The 17,222-nt window shown below is 69.0% G+C and carries 11 protein-coding genes; 9 read left to right on the top strand and 2 right to left on the bottom strand.

The window, feature by feature from the left end:
* Positions 1-70: 70 nt before the first annotated feature.
* The 9 genes from MMG85_RS03705 to MMG85_RS03665 all read left to right on the top strand — a co-directional run bounded on the left by MMG85_RS03705 (position 71) and on the right by MMG85_RS03665 (position 14,698).
* A complete protein-coding gene (locus MMG85_RS03705; protein ID WP_241044797.1) occupies positions 71-2,098 on the top strand; it encodes a beta-lactamase family protein in 2,028 nt (675 codons plus the stop codon).
* Positions 2,099-2,163: 65 nt separating this feature from the next.
* Positions 2,164-3,177 carry a dipeptide epimerase gene (locus MMG85_RS03700; RefSeq protein ID WP_241044796.1) on the top strand — a complete coding sequence of 338 codons (1,014 nt, stop codon included), beginning with the start codon at positions 2,164-2,166 and terminating at the stop codon, positions 3,175-3,177.
* Positions 3,174-4,322 (top strand): DUF819 family protein, encoded by a 1,149-nt coding sequence (locus MMG85_RS03695; RefSeq protein ID WP_241044795.1) that lies wholly within the window; start codon positions 3,174-3,176, stop codon positions 4,320-4,322. Before MMG85_RS03700 ends, MMG85_RS03695 begins: the two co-directional genes overlap by 4 nt.
* A 107-nt stretch (positions 4,323-4,429) precedes the next feature.
* The gene (locus MMG85_RS03690) at positions 4,430-6,121 is read left to right on the top strand and encodes an amidohydrolase family protein (protein WP_241044794.1); all 1,692 of its coding nucleotides are present in this window, start codon (positions 4,430-4,432) and stop codon (positions 6,119-6,121) included.
* 136 nt (positions 6,122-6,257) lie between these two features.
* Positions 6,258-8,603: a TonB-dependent receptor gene (locus tag MMG85_RS03685; RefSeq protein WP_241044793.1), complete on the top strand. Its 2,346-nt coding sequence runs from the start codon at positions 6,258-6,260 to the stop codon at positions 8,601-8,603.
* 60 nt (positions 8,604-8,663) lie between these two features.
* Complete coding sequence (locus MMG85_RS03680) at positions 8,664-9,716, top strand: DUF1611 domain-containing protein (protein WP_241044792.1); 1,053 nt, start codon at positions 8,664-8,666, stop codon at positions 9,714-9,716.
* Between the two features lie 4 nt (positions 9,717-9,720).
* Complete coding sequence (locus tag MMG85_RS03675; RefSeq protein WP_241044791.1) at positions 9,721-10,854, top strand: hypothetical protein; 1,134 nt, start codon at positions 9,721-9,723, stop codon at positions 10,852-10,854.
* Entirely contained in the window at positions 10,851-12,437 is a 1,587-nt protein-coding gene (locus MMG85_RS03670; protein WP_241044790.1) for a serine hydrolase, read from the top strand. Before MMG85_RS03675 ends, MMG85_RS03670 begins: the two co-directional genes overlap by 4 nt.
* A gap of 149 nt (positions 12,438-12,586) precedes the next feature.
* Positions 12,587-14,698, top strand: a complete 2,112-nt coding sequence (locus MMG85_RS03665) for a TonB-dependent receptor (protein ID WP_241044897.1) — start codon at positions 12,587-12,589, stop codon at positions 14,696-14,698.
* Positions 14,699-14,711: 13 nt separating this feature from the next.
* On the opposite strand, the gene MMG85_RS03660 is transcribed toward MMG85_RS03665, so the two are convergent.
* Together MMG85_RS03660 and MMG85_RS03655 are read right to left on the bottom strand one after the other, a co-directional pair.
* Positions 14,712-15,530 carry a polysaccharide deacetylase family protein gene (locus MMG85_RS03660; RefSeq protein ID WP_241044789.1) on the bottom strand — a complete coding sequence of 273 codons (819 nt, stop codon included), beginning with the start codon at positions 15,528-15,530 and terminating at the stop codon, positions 14,712-14,714.
* A gap of 2 nt (positions 15,531-15,532) precedes the next feature.
* Positions 15,533-16,933 (bottom strand): glycoside hydrolase family 30 protein, encoded by a 1,401-nt coding sequence (locus MMG85_RS03655; protein WP_241044896.1) that lies wholly within the window; start codon positions 16,931-16,933, stop codon positions 15,533-15,535.
* Positions 16,934-17,222 lie beyond the last annotated feature (289 nt).

Genomic DNA, 17,222 nt, shown 5'->3' with positions numbered 1-17,222 from the left:
ATATATCCGCCAGCCATGCCGCAGGCGTGGCCGGCCATCCGTTCCATCGCCTCAGTCGGGAGATCACTCGATGCGTTCGATTCACCAGATCCTGTGCGGCGCCGTGTTGACCGCGCTGGTGGCCGTGCCGCTGCTGGCGCAGGACGCCGCGGTGTCGCCGGCCGCCGTGCCACCCGCGCCGATTCCCGCAACGCCTGCCGCCACCGCGCCGGCCGCGAGCGACGTGCCCGCCACGCCTGCCGGCACGCCGGCACTCACCCGCGAGGACGTGGGCGCCTGGCTCGATGGCTTCATGCCGTATGCGCTGGCCAACGGCGATATCGCCGGTGCGGTCGTGGTGGTGGTGAAGGATGGCCAGGTGCTGGTGCAGAAGGGCTACGGCTATGCCGACCTGGCCACACGCACGCCGGTCGATCCCGACGCCACCCTGTTCCGCCCCGGCTCGGTGTCCAAGCTGTTCACCTGGACGGCGGTGATGCAGCTGGTCGGGCAGGGCAAGCTGGACCTGGACGCCGACGTCAACCAGTACCTCGACTTCAAGCTGCCCGAACGCGACGGCAAGCCGGTGACGCTGCGCCAGGTGATGACGCACACCACCGGCATGGAAGAGCAGATCCGCGGGCTGATCACCGCGCAACAGGACGAGATCACGCCGCTCGGCGATGCGCTGAAGCACTGGACGCCGGAACGCATCCACGTGCCCGGCGCCACGCCCGCGTACTCGAACTACGCCACCGCGCTGGCCGGTTACATCGTCGAACGCGTCTCGGGCCAGTCCTTCGACGATTACCTCGACGCGCACATCTTCAAGCCGCTCGGCATGACCCGTTCCAGCTTCCGCCAGCCGCTGCCACCGGCGCTGCTCGCCGGCATGTCGAAGGGCTATGCGAAGGCGTCGGAAGGCGAGGCCAAGGAGTACGAATTCATCAGCCTGGCGCCGGCCGGCAGCCTAGCCGCCACCGGCACCGACATGGCGAAGTTCATGATCGCCCACCTGCAGGACGGTGCGTTCGGCGACGCGCGCATCCTCGATGCCGCCACCGCGCAGAAGATGCACGGCACCGGGCAGGCCTCGGTCGGCCCGTTGAACCGGATGATGCTCGGCTTCTACGAGACCTCGGTGAACGGGCATCGCGCCATTTCGCACGGCGGCGACACCCAGTGGTTCCACAGCGACCTGCAGCTGTTCCTCGATGACGGCGTCGGCGTGTTCGTGTCGATGAACAGTTCGGGCCGCGATGGCGCCACCGGGCACATCCGCTATGCGCTGTCGCGTGGCTTCGCCGACCGTTACCTGCCCGGCACGCCGGCGAAGGCGGCGGGCGTGTCGAAGGAGGACGCCGCGCTGCATGCGGAACAGCTCGCCGGCACGTACACCAGCAGCCGCCGTCCGGACAGCAATTTCGTCTCGCTGGCCAACCTGCTGGGGCCGGTCAAGATCGTCGCCAACGAGGACGGCACCATCAGCGTGACCGCCGCGATGGGGCCGAACGGCGTGCCGAAGAAGTGGCGCGAAGTCGCGCCCTACCTGTGGCAGGACACCACCAGCACCGATCGCCTGGCCGCCGATGTCGTCGACGGCAAGGTCACCCGTTTCAGCATGGAGCCGTACGCGCCGATCATGGTGTTCGAACGGCTGTCGGCCTGGCGCGCGCTGTCGATGCCGCTGGTGGTCGCCAGCCTGGCGATCCTGCTGCTGACGGTGATCGCATGGCCGGTGTCGGCGCTGGTGCGGCGCTACTACGGCGTGCGCTATGCGTTGAGCGGGATCGATGCGCGCGCGCACCGGCTGGTGCGGATCGGCGCGCTGCTGTCGCTGCTGGCGACGTCGGCGGCGCTGGGGCTGGTGGTCGGCATGCTGAGCAAGCTGGAGATGACCAGCCCGGACACCGACGGCCTGATCATCGCGATGCGCCTGTTCGCCACCGTGGCGCTGCCGCTGGGCGCCGCCATCGCGGTCTGGAACGCGTGGCATGTGCTGCGCGGGCGCCGCAAGTGGCTGGCCAAGCTGTGGGCGGTGCTGCTGGCGCTGGCCTGCCTGTTCCTGCTGTGGATCGGCATCGCCCACCACGTCATCGGCTTCGGCGCGAACTACTGATCCCCGGCGGCCGGCGGCCTCTGTCGCCGGCCGCTCCCGTGTCCTTCTGCCTGCACGAGGCTGGCGTGTCCCTTCGACTGGAACTGCACAACGAACCCCTGCCGATGTCGGCGCCGTTCCGCATCGCCGGGCACGTGTTCGAGGCGATGCCGGCCACGGTGGTCACGCTGCGCGAGGGCGATCGCGTCGGTCGCGGCGAAGCGGCCGGCGTTTACTACAACGACGATCATCCGGACACGATGATCGTCACGCTGGAAGCCCTGCGTCCGCGCATCGAAGCCGGCCTCGACCGCGCTTCGCTGCGCGATCTGCTGCCGCCCGGCGGCGCCCGCAATGCGCTCGATGCCGCGCTGTGGGAACTGGAGGCGCAGCGGACCGGCACGCCGGTGTGGCAACTGGCCGGGCTCGACGGCGTGCGCCCGCTGCTGACCACGTTCACCGTGGGCGCCGACGATCCCGGCGTGATGGCCGATCGCGCCGCCGCCTACGTGCAGGGCCCGAAGCAGGCGCGGGCCTTGAAGCTGAAACTCACCGGCGATGCGGCGCTCGACGCCGCGCGCGTGCAGGCGGTGCGGGCGCGCTGCGTGGAGGCCTGGATCGGCGTCGACGCCAACCAGGGCTACGGCGGCGCGACGTTGCCGGACCTGCTGCCCGCGCTGGTGCAGGCGCGCGTGTCGCTGCTGGAACAACCCTGCGTGCGCGGTCGCGAAGACGAGCTGGACGGTATCGAGCGCGCGCTGCCGTTCGCCGCCGACGAAAGCATCCTCGATCTCGCCGAACTGGAGGCGCGCCACCACCGCTTCGATGTCATCAACATCAAGCTCGACAAGTGCGGTGGCCTGACCGAAGGGCTGATGATGGCGCGCCGCGCACGCGAACTCGGCAAGCAGGTGATGGTGGGCAACATGTGCGGCACCAGCCTGGCGGCCGCGCCGGCCTTCGTTCTGGGGCAGTTCTGCGACGTGGTCGATCTCGATGGTCCGATCTTCCTGAAACAGGACCGGACGCCAGGCGTGGTCTACGCCGACGGCCACATCGACTGTCCCGATGCGGTCTGGGGCGCATCGGCGTCGGCATGATCCCGGCGCCCGCCACCTCGCTGATCCCCGCCGACAACGCGTTCGCGCTGCTCGCGGTGTTCTTCGCGATCGCGGTGATCGGCGCATCGCTGGAGAAGACGAAGATCGGGCGGCGCGTCTCCGGGGTGATGTTCGTCATCGCCCTCGCGATCGTGTTGTCGCACTTCGACATCATCCCGGCTTCGGCGCCCACCTACGACCTGATCTGGACCTATCTCGTCCCGCTGGCGATCGCGCTGTTCCTGCTGCGCGCCGATCTCTTCAGCATCGTGGTGGAAGGCGGACGCACGCTGGTGGCGTTCCTGTTCGGCGCGGTCGGCGTGGTGGTCGGGGCGTGGCTGGGCGCGCAACTGCTGGACCTGGGCCCGTTTGGCGCGCAGTACGCGGCCGTGTTCAGCGCGACCTATGTCGGGGGTTCGATCAACTTCGCCGCCGTCGCCGAAGCCATCGGCTTCCGCGACCCCACCGCGCTGGCGGCGGGCGTGGCGATCGACAACGTGATCGGCCTGTCCTATCTGGTGATGGCGGGTGCGGCGGCATCGTGGACGATCTTCACCCGCCGCTTCGCATGGCGCGCCGACACGCTGGTCGATACCGTGGTCGGGACCGACGAGACCCAGCGCATCCCGACGGTCATCGATCTTGCCCTGGCACTGGGTCTGGCATCGCTGGCCTGCGCGGCCGGCAATGCGATCGCCGCCGCGCTGGGGCAGGCGAGCTACGCGATCCTTTACATCACGCTGCTGATGGTCGGGATCGCGACGCTGGGGCGGCGCTGGCTGAAGTCGATCGCAGGACCCGAGCTGGCCGCCACGCTGTTCATGTACCTGTTCTTCGCCCTGCTCGGTGCGGGTGCGGACATCAGCGCGATGCTCGGCGCGGCGCCGTCGCTGTTCGGCTACGTGTTGATCATCTTCGCCACGCATGTGGTCTTCATCCTGGTCGCCGCGCGGCTGTTCAAGCTCAACTATGGCGAGATCATCATCGCGTCCACGGCCTGTATCGGGGGGCCGCCGATCTCGATCGCCTATGCCGTGCTGTTCGGCTGGCGCAAGTTGGCGGTACCCGCGGTGGCGACCGGGGTGCTGGGTTATGCATTGGGGAACTTCGTGGGGATCGGCCTGTTCGAGGTGCTGGGACCTTGAGAGGGGTCGCATCCGGCATTGACCGTGACGGCGGGCGCCATGGTCGCTCGCTCGCGCTACCTGGAATCGACTGGAGGACAACGATGCATCGACTGCCTGTTTCCGTGATGGTTGCCGTTCTCGCGGGGGCGCTCGCCGCCTGCGGCAGTGCGCCGGCCCTCGCCGCCGACGCGCCGCGCTACGACCTGCTGATCCGCAACGGCGTGGTCTACGACGGCAGCGGCAGCGCGCCGAAGCGCGTCGACGTGGCCGTGCGCGGCGACCGCATCGTGGCACTGCTGCCCGCCGGGCAGCAGGCCGAGGCGGCGCAGGTGCTCGATGCGAAGGGCAGGGCGGTGTCGCCGGGCTTCATCAACGTGCTGAGCTGGGCCACCGAATCGCTGATCGCCGACGGCCGCGGCGTCAGCGATACCAAGCAGGGCGTGACGCTGGAGATCTTCGGCGAAGGCTGGTCGATGGGGCCGGTCAATCCGCGCATGAAGGCCGATGCACTGAAGCAGCAGGGCGACATCCGCTACGACATTCCCTGGACCACGCTGGGCGGCTATCTGGAACACCTGCAGCAGCGCGGGGTCACGCCGAACGTGGCGTCCTTCATCGGCGCGACCACGGTCCGCATCCACGAACTGGGCGAGGACGACGTGGACCCCACGCCGGCACAGCTGGCGCGCATGCAGGACGTGGTGCGGCAGGCGATGCGCGAAGGTGCGCTGGGCGTGGGCAGCTCGCTGATCTATCCACCTGCGGCGTTCGCCGAGACGCCGGAACTGATCGCGCTGGCGCAGGCGGCGGGCGAATCCGGCGGCGGCTACGTCTCGCACATGCGCAGCGAGGCCGACCGCTTCCTCGAGGCCATCGATGAAACCATCTCGATCGCACGTGCCACCGGCCAGCGCGCCGAGGCTTACCACCTGAAGGCGGCCGGGGAGAAGAACTGGCCGAAGATGCAGCAGGCGATCGACCGGATCGCTGCGGCGCGCGCCGAAGGCCTGCAGGTCAGCGCCGACATGTACGTCTACACCGCCGGTGCCACCGGCCTGACCGCCAGCCTGCCGCCGTGGGTGCAGGCCGGCGGCCATGACGCGATGATCCAGCGCCTCAAGGACCCCGCCACGCGTGCGCGTGTCATCGCCGAGATGCGCGACCCGCATGCGCCGTGGGAGAACCTGCGCCTGCTCGCCGGCTCGGACGAGCGGCTGCTGCTGATCGAATTCAAGAGCGAGGCGCTGAAGCCGCTGGGCGGCAAGACGCTGGCGGCCATCGCGCGCGAACGCGGCACGTCGCCGGAAGACACCGCCATCGACCTGATCATCGAGGACAACCACCGCATCGGCACCGCCTACTTCCTGATGAGCGAAGAGAACATCGAGCTCGGCCTGAAGCAGCCGTGGGTCAGCCTGGGCTCGGACGCCGAGTCGTCGGCGCCGGAGGGCGTGTTCCTGAAATCCAGCACGCATCCGCGCGCCTACGGCAATGTCGCGCGCTTCCTCGGCAACTACGTGCGCGACCGCAAGCTGATGCCGCTGGAAGAGGGCATCCACCGCCTGACCGGATTGCCGGCGGCGAACTGGAAACTCACCGACCGCGGCTGCCTGCGGGTCGGCTGCCATGCCGACATCGTCGTCTTCGACCCGGCCACCATCACCGACCACGCCACCTACGACCGCCCGCAGCAGTACGCCAGCGGCGTCAGCGAGGTCTTCGTCAACGGCGTGCAGGTGCTGCGTGCGGGCGAACACACCGGCGCCACGCCGGGCCGCGTGGTGCGCGGCCCGGGCTGGGTGCCGGCGGCGGATTAGGCTGCGGCCGAAAATTTTCCAAATGTGTTGACAATTCTCTGATTGGGATCATTATCGCCAATCAGGATAGTCCTCGCGCGCCGGGTCGATGCCGGCGCCCCATCCCTCCTTTCCAACGTCGCCCGGGAGCGCAGGCATGAACCAGTCCCAGTCCGCACGGCCGTGGTACCGCAAGCAACTCTCCCTGGCGATCGCAGGCGCACTGGCCTGCTGCGCCGCACCCGCGCTGGCGCAGCAGGCCGAACCGGCCGACGAGGCGTCCGCCACCAACCTCGATACGGTGGTGGTGACCGCCAACAAGCGCGTGGAGAACATCCGCGATGTCGCCGCCTCGATCAGCGTGATCGGCGAGCGGCAGTTGGAGAACATCGGCGCAGTGTCGCTGTCCGACTACGCCGCCTACATCCCCGGCCTGCAGGTGCAGAACGACGGCAGCCCGGGCCTGACCCGCGTGTCGCTGCGCGGCATCGCGGCGCTGTCCTCGGGTGCGACGGTGTCCACCTACATCGACGACGTGCCGGTCGGCTCCAGCGGCATCTACCAGGGCGCGAGCACGCTGATGCTCGACCTGCTGCCGTACGACATCAGCCGCGTCGAAGTGCTGCGCGGCCCGCAGGGCACGCTGTACGGCGCCGGCGCGGTCGGCGGCCTGCTGAAGTACGTCACCCGTGCGCCGGACATGTTCGGCGAAGAGGCGCGCGTCGGCTTCGGCCTGCGTTCCGTGCAGGACGGAGGCCATGCGTGGAATGCCCGCTTCGGCGCCAGCCTGCCGCTGAAGGAGGATCGCCTGGGCCTGCGCATGAGCTTTGCGCGCAACGGCATCGCCGGCTTCACCGACAACGCAGTGGACGGCCGCGAGGACATCAACAAGGGCGAGCAGATCGGTGCGCGCACGGCGCTGTCGTGGGATGGCGAGGCGTTCGACCTGGGCCTGTCGGTGCTGCACCAGCGCATCCGCAGCGACGACCGCGCCGGCGAGGCGCTCGACGGAGACACGCTGGACCCGCTGTTCGGCGAGGACGACGACCTGGCCTGGCAGCCGCGTCCGTTCTCCAAGGACCTGACGCTGGCATCGCTGAGCCTGGACTGGGACCTGGGCTGGGGCAACTTCATTTCGGCGACCGGCTGGTCGCAGACCGACACCGTCGACCAGATCGATTCGACCGTGCAGTTCGGCGAAGTGGCCAACCTGCTGCTGGGATTGCCGGAGCCAGGCAGCTCGTTCGTGCGCTACAGCTTCGACCTGGACAAGGTCACGCAGGAGTTCCGCCTGCAATCCAAGGGCGGCGGCACCTTCGAGTGGATGGTCGGCGCGTTCTACACCAAGGAAGACGCGCTGCAGAGCCAGTTCGCCTGGCTGGGCCTGCGCGACGGTTCGCCCTTGCCGGCGCCGTTGGATAGCGCGTATGGCACGCTGGCGATCATCAACCTGCCCAGCACGTACAAGGAGTACGCGCTGTTCGCCAACGGCTCGTGGCGGTTCGGCGAGCGCTTCAAGATCGACGCCGGCCTGCGCCAGGCGCGCAACGACCAGTGGTTCAGCCAGAACGTGCCGACCGGCATCCTGGCGCCCATCGGCGAATCGCCGGGCGACTCCAGCGAGGACGTGTTCACCTGGAGCCTGAGCCCGCAGTTCAAGCTGTCCGAGAACGTCATGCTGTACGCGCGCGTCGCCACCGGCTACCAGCCGGGCGGTCCGAACGTCGCGCTGGCCGGGGTGCCGCCGCAGGTGGATTCCTCGATGCTCGACAGCTACGAGATCGGCATGAAGTCGCAGTTCGCCGATCGTCGCGTGACCCTCGACGTGTCCGCGTTCCGGATCGACTGGGAGGACATCCAGGTGGCGTCGTCGTTCAACGGCGTCGGCGGCCTGGTCAACGGCGGCAAGGCGACCAGCGAGGGCTTGGAGCTGTCGTCGCTGTTCCGCGCCACCGATAACCTGACGCTGGGCTTCAACGCCGCGTACACCGACGCGAGCATCAAGAACGATTTCGAGCCGACGGTGATCCCGCAGTACGACGTGGACGGCAACCCCTTGTTCGACGTGATCCTGTGGACCGGCCTTGCCGGCGACCGCATGCCGTACACGCCGAAGCTGTCGTGGACCGGGACGGCCGAGTACGCCTTCTCCGTGGGCGGCCTCAACGGACAGGTGGGGGGTGCGCTGCGCTGGGCCGACGACCGCCTCAACGACACCACCGAGCGCCAGCGTGTCACCGCGCCAGGCGATCCGGACACGCTGCTGGCGCCGGACGACATCGCGGTGCCGCTGGAACTGGACAGCTACCACGCGCTGGACCTGTACGCCGGCATCGGCAAGGACAACTGGGAGCTGCGCCTGTACGCCAACAACGTCACCGGCGAGCAGGCGTGGTCGACGCTGGCACCGATGGACGGCGCGTTGTCGGGCACGAGGTCGCATGTGACCGGCGTGCCGATCCAGCCGCGGACCTTCGGGCTGGAACTCGACGTCCGCTTCTGACCGCGCGCCATCCGCTTCCCGCGGATGGCGTCCGCTCTTTCCGCGCTCCGGACCCCGCACATGCAGACCGCTCTTCCGGCGTCGTCCGACGTCGACGCGCTTCCGCAACCGTACCTGCTGTTCCTCGGCGACACCGTCGAGCCGGGCTATGCCAAGACCGCGTTCGGCCTGCGCGACTGGGCGCGCGAGCGCTGCGTCGGCGAATTCGCCTGCGACACGGCACGGGTCAGCGCCGGCCTGCCGTTTCTCTCGCCGGCGCAGGCGCGCCAGGCGGGTGCGCGGGCCATGGTGATCGGCGTGGCCAATCCTGGCGGACGCATTCCGCCGGCATGGATTCCGCTGCTGGTGCAGGCGCTGGAAGCCGGGCTGGACCTGATCGGCGGCATGCACATGCGGCTGTCGGGCATCGAGCCGCTGCGCAACGCGGCGCGCGCGCTGGGCCGTCGCCTGATCGACGTGCGCGAGCCGCCGGCGGAGATCCCGGTGGCCACCGGCGCCAAGCGCAGCGGACATCGCCTGCTGACGGTCGGCACCGATTGCGCGCTCGGCAAGAAGTACACGGCGCTGGCCCTGGCCCGCGCATTCCGCGCGCGCGGGATCGATGCCGATTTCCGCGCCACCGGCCAGACCGGCATCCTGATCGCCGGCGCGGGCATTCCGATGGATGCCGTGGTCGCCGACTTCGCTGCAGGCGCGGCCGAAATGCTGTCGCCGGACGCGGACCCGTCGCACTGGGACGTGATCGAAGGCCAGGGATCGCTGTCGCATCCGGCCTACGCGGGCGTGTCGCTGGCGCTGCTGCATGGCAGCCAGCCGGACGTGATCGTCGTCTGCCACGCCCATGGCCGCGAGCGCGTGCTCGGCTATCCGCAGTACCTGCTGCCGTCCATCGAGGAAACCATCGAGCTGGCACTGCGTCTCGGCGCACGCACCAATCCGGCGATCCGCTGCGGCGGCGTCAGCCTCAACACCGGCATGCTGGACGCGGAGGCCGCACGCGAGGCGATCGACGCGCTGGCCGACCGGCTGGGCATGCCGGTCGCCGATCCTGTGCGGGGAGGCGACACGTTCACCGCGCTGGTCGCCGCCTGCCTCGCCCGGCAGGCCGGCTGAGGCGATGCCGGCAACGCGCTTCCAGCGCTGGATCCTGCCGGGACTGGCGTTCAAGGCGGCGGTGATCGGCGGCGGGTACGCCACCGGCCGTGAACTCGCCGAGTACTTCATCCCCAGCGGTCCGCAGGGCGGCCTGCTGGCGATCATGGTGGCGATGCTGTGCTGGAGCGCGATCTGCGCGCTGACCTTCGCCGTCGCCCATGCGACCCGCAGCTTCGACTACCGCCGCTTCTTCGTCATGCTGCTGGGCCGCTTCGCCTTCCTGTTCGAGCTGGCCTACCTGGTCTTCATGGTGCTGATCCTGGCCGTGTTTGGCGCGGCCGCGGGCGAGATCTTCGCGGCGATGCTGGGCTGGCCCACGCTGGTCGGCACGTTGCTGCTGATGGTGACGATCGGCGGCTTCGTCGCCTTCGGCAATGAAACGGTCGAGGCCTTGTTCAAGTGGGTGTCGATCCTGCTGTACGGCACCTACGCACTGTTCGTGGTGCTGGTGCTGGCCAGGTTCGGCGAGCCGGCGCTGGCCACGCTGGCCACCCCGCATCCGACCACCGGCTGGCTGCAGGGCGGGTTGACGTATGCGGGCTACAACATCGTCGGCGCGGTGGTGGTGCTGCCGCTGGTTCGGCACTTCCTGAGCCGCCGCGATGCCGTGGTGGCCGGCGTGCTGTCGGGGCCGCTGGCGATGCTGCCGGGCCTGCTGTTCTTCCTCTGCATGCTGGCCTGGTATCCGCGGATCGGCGACGAAGCGCTGCCCTCGGACTTCATCCTGCGCCAGTTGCAGCTGCCGGTATTCCACCTGCTGTTCCAGCTGATGATCTTCAGCGCGTTGCTGGAAAGCGGCACGGCGGTGATCCACGCCTGCAACGAGCGCATCGCGCACGCCTGGCGCGCGCGCGGTGGCTTCGGCATGGGCCGTGCTGCGCGCCTGACGGTGGCCGCCGTGCTGCTGGTCGGCTCGATCTTCATTGCCGACCGTGTCGGCCTGGTGGACCTGATCGCGCAGGGATACCGCGGCTTGGCATACCTGTTCCTCGTGGTCTACATCGTGCCGCTGCTGACGGTCGGCGTCTGGCGACTGCGGCATCGCCCCGCATCCGGCGCTTCGCCTGCGCCCGTCCTGTCCGGAGATCGCCGATGAACGTGTTCCTCAAGCTGCTGGTGGTGGCCGCGGTCGCCGTGCTGCCGGGCCTGGCAACGCAAGCGCAAGCGCAGGTGCCGGCCGGCTTCGATGCGCGCGTCGAGCAGGCCATGCGGTCGCGCGATGTACCCGGCATGGCCATTTCCATCGTCAAGGATGGGCAGATCGTGCATGCCAAGGGCTATGGCGTGCGCCGGCTGGGCGGCACGGAGCCGGTCGACGCGGACACGATCTTCCCTACCGGCTCGACCGGCAAGGCAGTCACCGCGGCGGCGCTGGCCATCCTGATCGACGACGGCAAGCTGGCGTGGGACGACAAGGTCATCGACCATCTGCCCGACTTCCGCATGTACGACGCCTGGGTCACGCGCGAGATGACCGTCGGCGACCTGCTGCTCCACCGCAGCGGACTGGGACTGGGCGCCGGCGACCTGTTGTTCATTCCGCGCACCTCGCGCAGCCGCGCCGACATCGTACGCGCGCTGCGGCACATCAAACCCGCGACCAGCTTCCGCAGCGGCTACGCCTACGACAACATCCTCTACATCGTCGCCGGTGAGCTGGTCACGCAGGTCAGCGGACAGCCGTGGGAAGACTTCGTGCGCACGCGCATCTTCCAGCCGCTCGGCATGACGACCGCAGTCAGCGACGAGAAGGACCGCTTCGCCAACCCCAATCGGGCGCAGCCGCATGCGCGCCTGGATCCGCGCTTGCGCGGACTCGGTGCGCAACAGGTGCTGCCCGAACGCGAAGGCCTGGGCCAAGTCGGCGCACCGGCCGGTGGCCTGTCCTGGAGCGCGAACGATTTCGCCCGCTGGCTGCAGGTGCAACTGGCGCTGGGTGCACTGCCCGACGGCAAAGGGAGGCTCTACAGCGAGGCGTCGGCCCGCGCGATGTGGACGCCGCAGGTGACCATTCCGATCCGTGCGTATCCGGCGCCGATCACCGACATCACGCCGCAGTTCTCCGGCTATGGCTATGGCTGGAACGTGCAGGACTACCGTGGCGTCAAGGTCGTGCAGCACGGCGGCGCGGTGTTCGGCGTGCTCGCCTTCGTGGTGCTGGTGCCCGAGCGCAATCTGGGAATTGCGCTGCAGATCAACGCCGAAGACGTGGAGGTGATGCGCGGGCTCGGCTACGAACTGCTGGACCACTATCTCGGCCTGGCGTCGCGCGACTGGGTCGGCGCGTTCTCGACGTGGAACCAGGCGCGGCTGGCGGGCGGGCTGGAAGCGCTGAAGGGCGCGTCGACCGGCGCACGCGCGGCATCACGGCCCTCGCTGGCCGTCACCGGCTACGCAGGCGCCTACCGCGACGCGTGGTACGGTCCGATCAGCGTCGCCGAACAGGGCGGCACGCTGCGCGTCGATTTCAGCCAGACGCCGAACATGGCCGGGACGCTGCGTCACTGGCAGTACGACACGTTCCGCGTGGACTGGGACGACGCCTCCATCGAGCCCGCCTACATGACCTTCGCGCTGGATGGCGACGGCCGCGTGGACCGCATCACGATGAAGGCGGTCTCGCCGCTGGCGGACTTCAGCTACGACTATCCGGACCTGCTCTTCGAGCCGGCGAAGTAGCGATCATGCGGTGTCGCGGTTGACGCGGTCGCACGGACGGCGGGGCGTCGTTCTGCGTGACGGCGACGGTGCCGCGGGAAGCACCGCACCCTGTACCATCGGCCGCTCCGCCGATTCGATACCCGCTTGTGAAGTCCTCGTTCTGCTGGATGCTGGGTGGTTCGCTGCTCGCATCGCCCTTCGTCACGCCTGCCCGCGCGCAGTCGGCCGCGTCCGCGGAAACGCTGGACCGCGTCGTCGTCACTGCCACCCGCCTGGAAGTGGTCAGCGCCTTCGATACGCCCGCGTCCACCCACGTGGTCTCGCTGGGCGATGGCGGCGCCCGGCCGCAAGCCGCGTTGTCGGAAGTGCTGGACGGCATCCCGGGTCTGCTCGCGCGCGAACGGCAGAACCTCGCGCAGGACACGCAGTTGTCGATCCGTGGCTTCGGTGCGCGCTCGACCTTCGGGGTGCGCGGACTGCGGCTGTACGCCGATGGCGTGCCGGCCACCATGCCGGACGGGCAGGGCCAGGTATCGCACTTCAACATGCTGGGCGCCGATCGCGTGGAGGTGCTGCGCGGTCCTTTCTCGGCCCTGCACGGCAATTCGTCCGGTGGCGTGATCCAACTGTGGAGCGAGGTCCCCGAGGAAGGGCACGAAGCCCGCGTGCAGGCCAGCGTGGCCAGCCACGACAGCCGGCTGCTGGGCGCGCGCCTGCGGGGTGTCGGTGATGCGGTCAGCTACAACGTGGCGGCGTCGGTGCTGGACACGCACGGTTACCGAGACCACAGTGCGGCGCGGCGCGAATCGCTCAACGCGAAGCTGCGGCTGCAGCCCGGTGCCGGCACGCTGGACCTGCTGCTCAACCATTTCGACGCGCCCGACGCCCAGGATCCGCTGGGCCTGACGCGCGCGCAGGCCTGGCAGGACCCGCGCCAGGCGTCGCCGGTCGCCACCCAATACAACACGCGAAAATCCGTGCGCCAGGACCAGCTTGGCGCGATCTACGCATGGCCGTTTGCCGACGGACACCGGTTGCGCGCGATGGCCTACGGCGGTCGCCGCGAGGTCGAGCAGTACCTGTCGCTGCCGATCGCGGCGCAGGCCAATCCGCTCAATTCGGGCGGCGTGATCGATCTGGACAACGACTATGGCGGTGCCGACCTGCGCTGGTCATGGACCGGCGATCTCGCCGGGCGCCCATTCGAGCTGAGCGCAGGCGTCAATGCCGACCGCCAGCGCCAGCATCGTCGCGGCTACGAGAACTTCGTCGGCACCGCCCTGGGCGTACGCGGCGACCTGCGGCGGGACGAGCGCAACCAGGTGGCGAACGCGGACCAGTATGCGCAGGCGTGGTGGCGATTCGCGCCACAGTGGTCGCTGCTGGTCGGCGCCCGCCACAGCCGCGTGCGCTTCCGCTCCGACGATGCCTACGTCACCGCCACCAATCCCGACGACAGCGGCCGGGTGGTGTACGCGCGCACCACGCCGGTGGCCGGCCTGGTGTTCTCTCCCTCCGACGCGCTGCGCCTGTACGCCTCGATCGGAGGCGGCTTCGAGACGCCGACGTTCAACGAGGTCGGTTATCGCGCCGACGGCGGCGCCGGACTGGCATTCGACCTGAAGCCTGCGACCACGCGCAATGCCGAGCTGGGCATGAAGTGGCGCGGCGAGCAGGGGCTGCGCGTCGAAACCGCGGTGTTCCGCGCCGACACGGACGACGAACTCGCGGTCGCGCGCAACGTCGGCGGCCGCAGCAGCTTCCGCAATGTCGGCGCCGCACGCCGGCAGGGCGTGGAGATCCAGGCCGAGCTGCCGCTGCAGGCGGCATGGCAGCTGCAGTTGGCCTACACCTGGCTGGATGCGACGTTCCGCGACGACTTCCCGATCTGCACCGCGAGCGGCTGCACCTCGCCCGTCGTGCAGGTCGCCGCCGGCACCCGCATCCCGGGTGTCGCACGGCAGCAGGCCTCGGCACGGCTGCGATGGCAGGGCGAACAGTGGCATGCCGCGGCGCAGCTGCTGGCCGTGGGCGATGTCAGCGTCAACGACACCGGCAGCGAGCGTGCGCCCGGCTACGGCCTGCTCAATCTGGAAGTGGCGCGCGCCTGGGCGACAGGCCATGGCCGGTTGCAGGGATTCGCCCGCATCGACAATGCGCTCGACCGCTTCCACATCGGCTCGGTCATCGTCAACGAAGGCAATGGCCGCTACTACGAACCGGGTGCGGATCGTACCTTCACCGTCGGCGTGCGCTGGCACTGGGCCGGCGGCGGATGACGCGCCGCGCCCGTCATGGGCGCGAGGCTGGCGTTGCGCTTTGGTGGGATCTGACGTGCCGCATGATGTCGACGAAGGGCGCCACCCAGTAGACGTCGGGGTGTGCGGCGAGATGGCGCAATAGCTGCTCGTGCGCCCCGTTCGAGACGGCCAGGTAATCGCCACCGATCCCATGGAAGGTGAAGCTGACCATCGTGCCGCGGCGCGCCGCTTCCTCCACGCGTGCGATCAGCTGTTCGCCCGTGGCATCGACGGGAACATCGACGGGTACCGCAGCGGGATGGACCCCGGCCATGTCCTCGATCACGCCGCCTTGCCCGAGCTTGATCGCGACGAAGTCCGCGGCGACGGCATCGATGTAGTTGCCGTCGCGTGCCTGCGTATCGCCGCAGGGCACGGTCATCGTGCGCTCGCTCCTGCCGTCGAGCGCGGCCAGCATGGTGTTCGCCAGCCGTACCTGATCGACCATCTGCGCCACCGTGGTGGTGTCGAGGTCGCGGTGCGGCTCGACCCAGGCGCGGTCGGGCTGCGACGCCGAGCACTGGTGGAACAGCGTGTGGTTGCCGAGCTCGTGGCCGTTGCGCGCGGCGGCGATCCATTCCCGCTGGCGCGTGCGCAGCGTGTCGGAGGCCAGTGTCAGGTAGAAGCTGCCCTTCAGTCCGTGGCGATCGAGGGCGGGGATGGCGTGGTCGAGCTGCGAGGGGATGGCATCGTCGTACGCGAGGCTGACTGCCGCCCTGCGTCCGCCGGGCCACGGAAAGGGTTCGCTCGCCTGTGCCGCGCCGGTCGCCATGACCAGCAGCGACAGGAGGAAACGCTGTACGCCGCGCATGCCTACTGCACCAGCGTCTGGATGGCGCGTGCGGGAATCGTCACCACCGCCGAGGCCTGCCCGACATAGAAGTTGTAGTCGATCGCGTCGTCGGTGGGATTCATCACCACCGTGGCCAGCCGTCCGTCGGGATTGACGAAGGCGGTCGCCAGCAGCGTGCTGCGGCTGGTGGCGGTGCTGACGCGGCGCGCCTCCGGCCGGATGAACTTCGAGAAGTGGCCGATGTAGTAATAACTGGGGGTGTAGATCAGCTCGCCGGTGCGGGTGTCGGCGTGCAACGGCGCAAAGCAGTAATTGCCCACGTGGTTGGGGCCGCCGGTCTGGTCGAGCAGCATGTTCCAGTCGGTCCAGCCGACCGCGCCGTTGTTGAAGTCGTGGATCATCGAGGTGCCGTAGCGCTCCGCGTTCGGCCAGTGCTGGTAGCGGGCGGGGTCGAACTTCTCCACCGCCGCTTCGGTCAGCAGCACGGGCTTGTCGGGGAAGGCCTCGGTGACCGCGGCCACGTTGCGGAACATCGGGTCGAAACCGGCCCAGGTTTCGTACCAGTGGAAGCCCAGGCCCCACGCATACTTCGCCGCTTCCGGGTCACCCAGGATCACCTGCGCGCGGTACAGCATCATGTCGCGGTTGTGGTCCCACACGATGATCTTCTTGTCGGCGTAACCGGCGGCATGCAGGTTCGGGCCGAGATGCAGCTTGAGGAAGTCGCGCTCCTCTTCGGCCGTGTACAGCATCGATTCCCAGGTCTGCTTCGCCATCGGCTCGTTCTGCACGGTAATGCCCCAGATCGGGATGCCTTCCTGCTCGTAGGCCTGGATGAACTTCACGAAGTAGTTGGCCCACGCGTCGCGATACTCCGGCAGCAGGGCGCCGCCGCGCAGCATGTGCTTGTTGGTCTTCATGAAGGCGGGCGCGCTCCACGGGCTGGCGTACAGCGGCAGCGCACCACCGGCGGCGGCGATGGCCTGCTTGATCATCGGGATGCGCGCACGGCGGTCGTGGTCGATGGAGAACGTCGCCAGCGCCTTGTCGCCTTCTTCGATATAGGTGTAGCTGGCGGGGCTGAAGTCGGAGCTGTGGATGGTGGTGCGCGCGAGCGAGTAACCGATGCCGTCCCGGGTGTCGTAGTACGCGCGCATGAACTCGGCCCGCTTTTCCGGCGAGAGGCTGGCGTAGACCTCGGCGGTCGAGTCGGTTATCGCGCCGCCGATACCGAGCAGCGCCTGGAATTTCCTTGTCGGATCGACGAAGACCGAGTTCTCCACCTCGGTCAGTGCATGCCCCGCCTGCAGCCTGGCGGTTCCGGTCCGCGCCAGCCGCTGCGTGCTGTCCTGCGCCGTGGTGTAGATGGTGACGGTGGCGGACGCGTCGGCCGATTGCGCGGACGGTGCGCCGCTCATCATCGACAACCCCAGCAGGGCGGCGGCGAACAGGGGCGTGTGGCGCATCGGCGTGATCCTCGTGGGCGCGGCATGGCATCCCGCGTGTTGCGCGGGCGCTCTCGGAGCGGGATGGTTGACAGCGCTGTCATACAGTTGCTACACCATGCTGTCAACCGGAGGCGAGGAACGCCACGGTGAGACGCGGCGCGGTGCGGATGTCGGCCCTGCGCGCTGCGCGGTCTGTTGCCATGCAGCATGAAGGATGCGTCGGTCGCGCCGCCTCACGTGGGGACGACGCAGTATCCAGCGA

Source organism: Pseudoxanthomonas sp. LH2527 (assembly GCF_022539275.1).
Taxonomy (GTDB): Bacteria; Pseudomonadota; Gammaproteobacteria; order Xanthomonadales; family Xanthomonadaceae; genus Pseudoxanthomonas_A.
This window is presented reverse-complemented; position numbering and strand designations above follow the sequence as displayed.

Bases quoted from the DNA above. Each gene is read 5' to 3' on its own strand.
- MMG85_RS03705 (WP_241044797.1), top strand. From the start codon at position 71: ATGCGTTCGATTCACCAGATCCTGTGCGGCGCCGTGTTGACCGCGCTG.
- MMG85_RS03695 (WP_241044795.1), top strand. From the start codon at position 3,174: ATGATCCCGGCGCCCGCCACCTCGCTGATCCCCGCCGACAACGCGTTC.
- MMG85_RS03690 (WP_241044794.1), top strand. From the start codon at position 4,430: ATGGTTGCCGTTCTCGCGGGGGCGCTCGCCGCCTGCGGCAGTGCGCCG.
- MMG85_RS03685 (WP_241044793.1), top strand. From the start codon at position 6,258: ATGAACCAGTCCCAGTCCGCACGGCCGTGGTACCGCAAGCAACTCTCC.
- MMG85_RS03680 (WP_241044792.1), top strand. From the start codon at position 8,664: ATGCAGACCGCTCTTCCGGCGTCGTCCGACGTCGACGCGCTTCCGCAA.
- MMG85_RS03675 (WP_241044791.1), top strand. From the start codon at position 9,721: ATGCCGGCAACGCGCTTCCAGCGCTGGATCCTGCCGGGACTGGCGTTC.
- MMG85_RS03670 (WP_241044790.1), top strand. From the start codon at position 10,851: ATGAACGTGTTCCTCAAGCTGCTGGTGGTGGCCGCGGTCGCCGTGCTG.
- MMG85_RS03665 (WP_241044897.1), top strand. From the start codon at position 12,587: ATGCTGGGTGGTTCGCTGCTCGCATCGCCCTTCGTCACGCCTGCCCGC.
- MMG85_RS03660 (WP_241044789.1), bottom strand. From the start codon at position 15,530: ATGCGCGGCGTACAGCGTTTCCTCCTGTCGCTGCTGGTCATGGCGACC.
- MMG85_RS03655 (WP_241044896.1), bottom strand. From the start codon at position 16,933: ATGATGAGCGGCGCACCGTCCGCGCAATCGGCCGACGCGTCCGCCACC.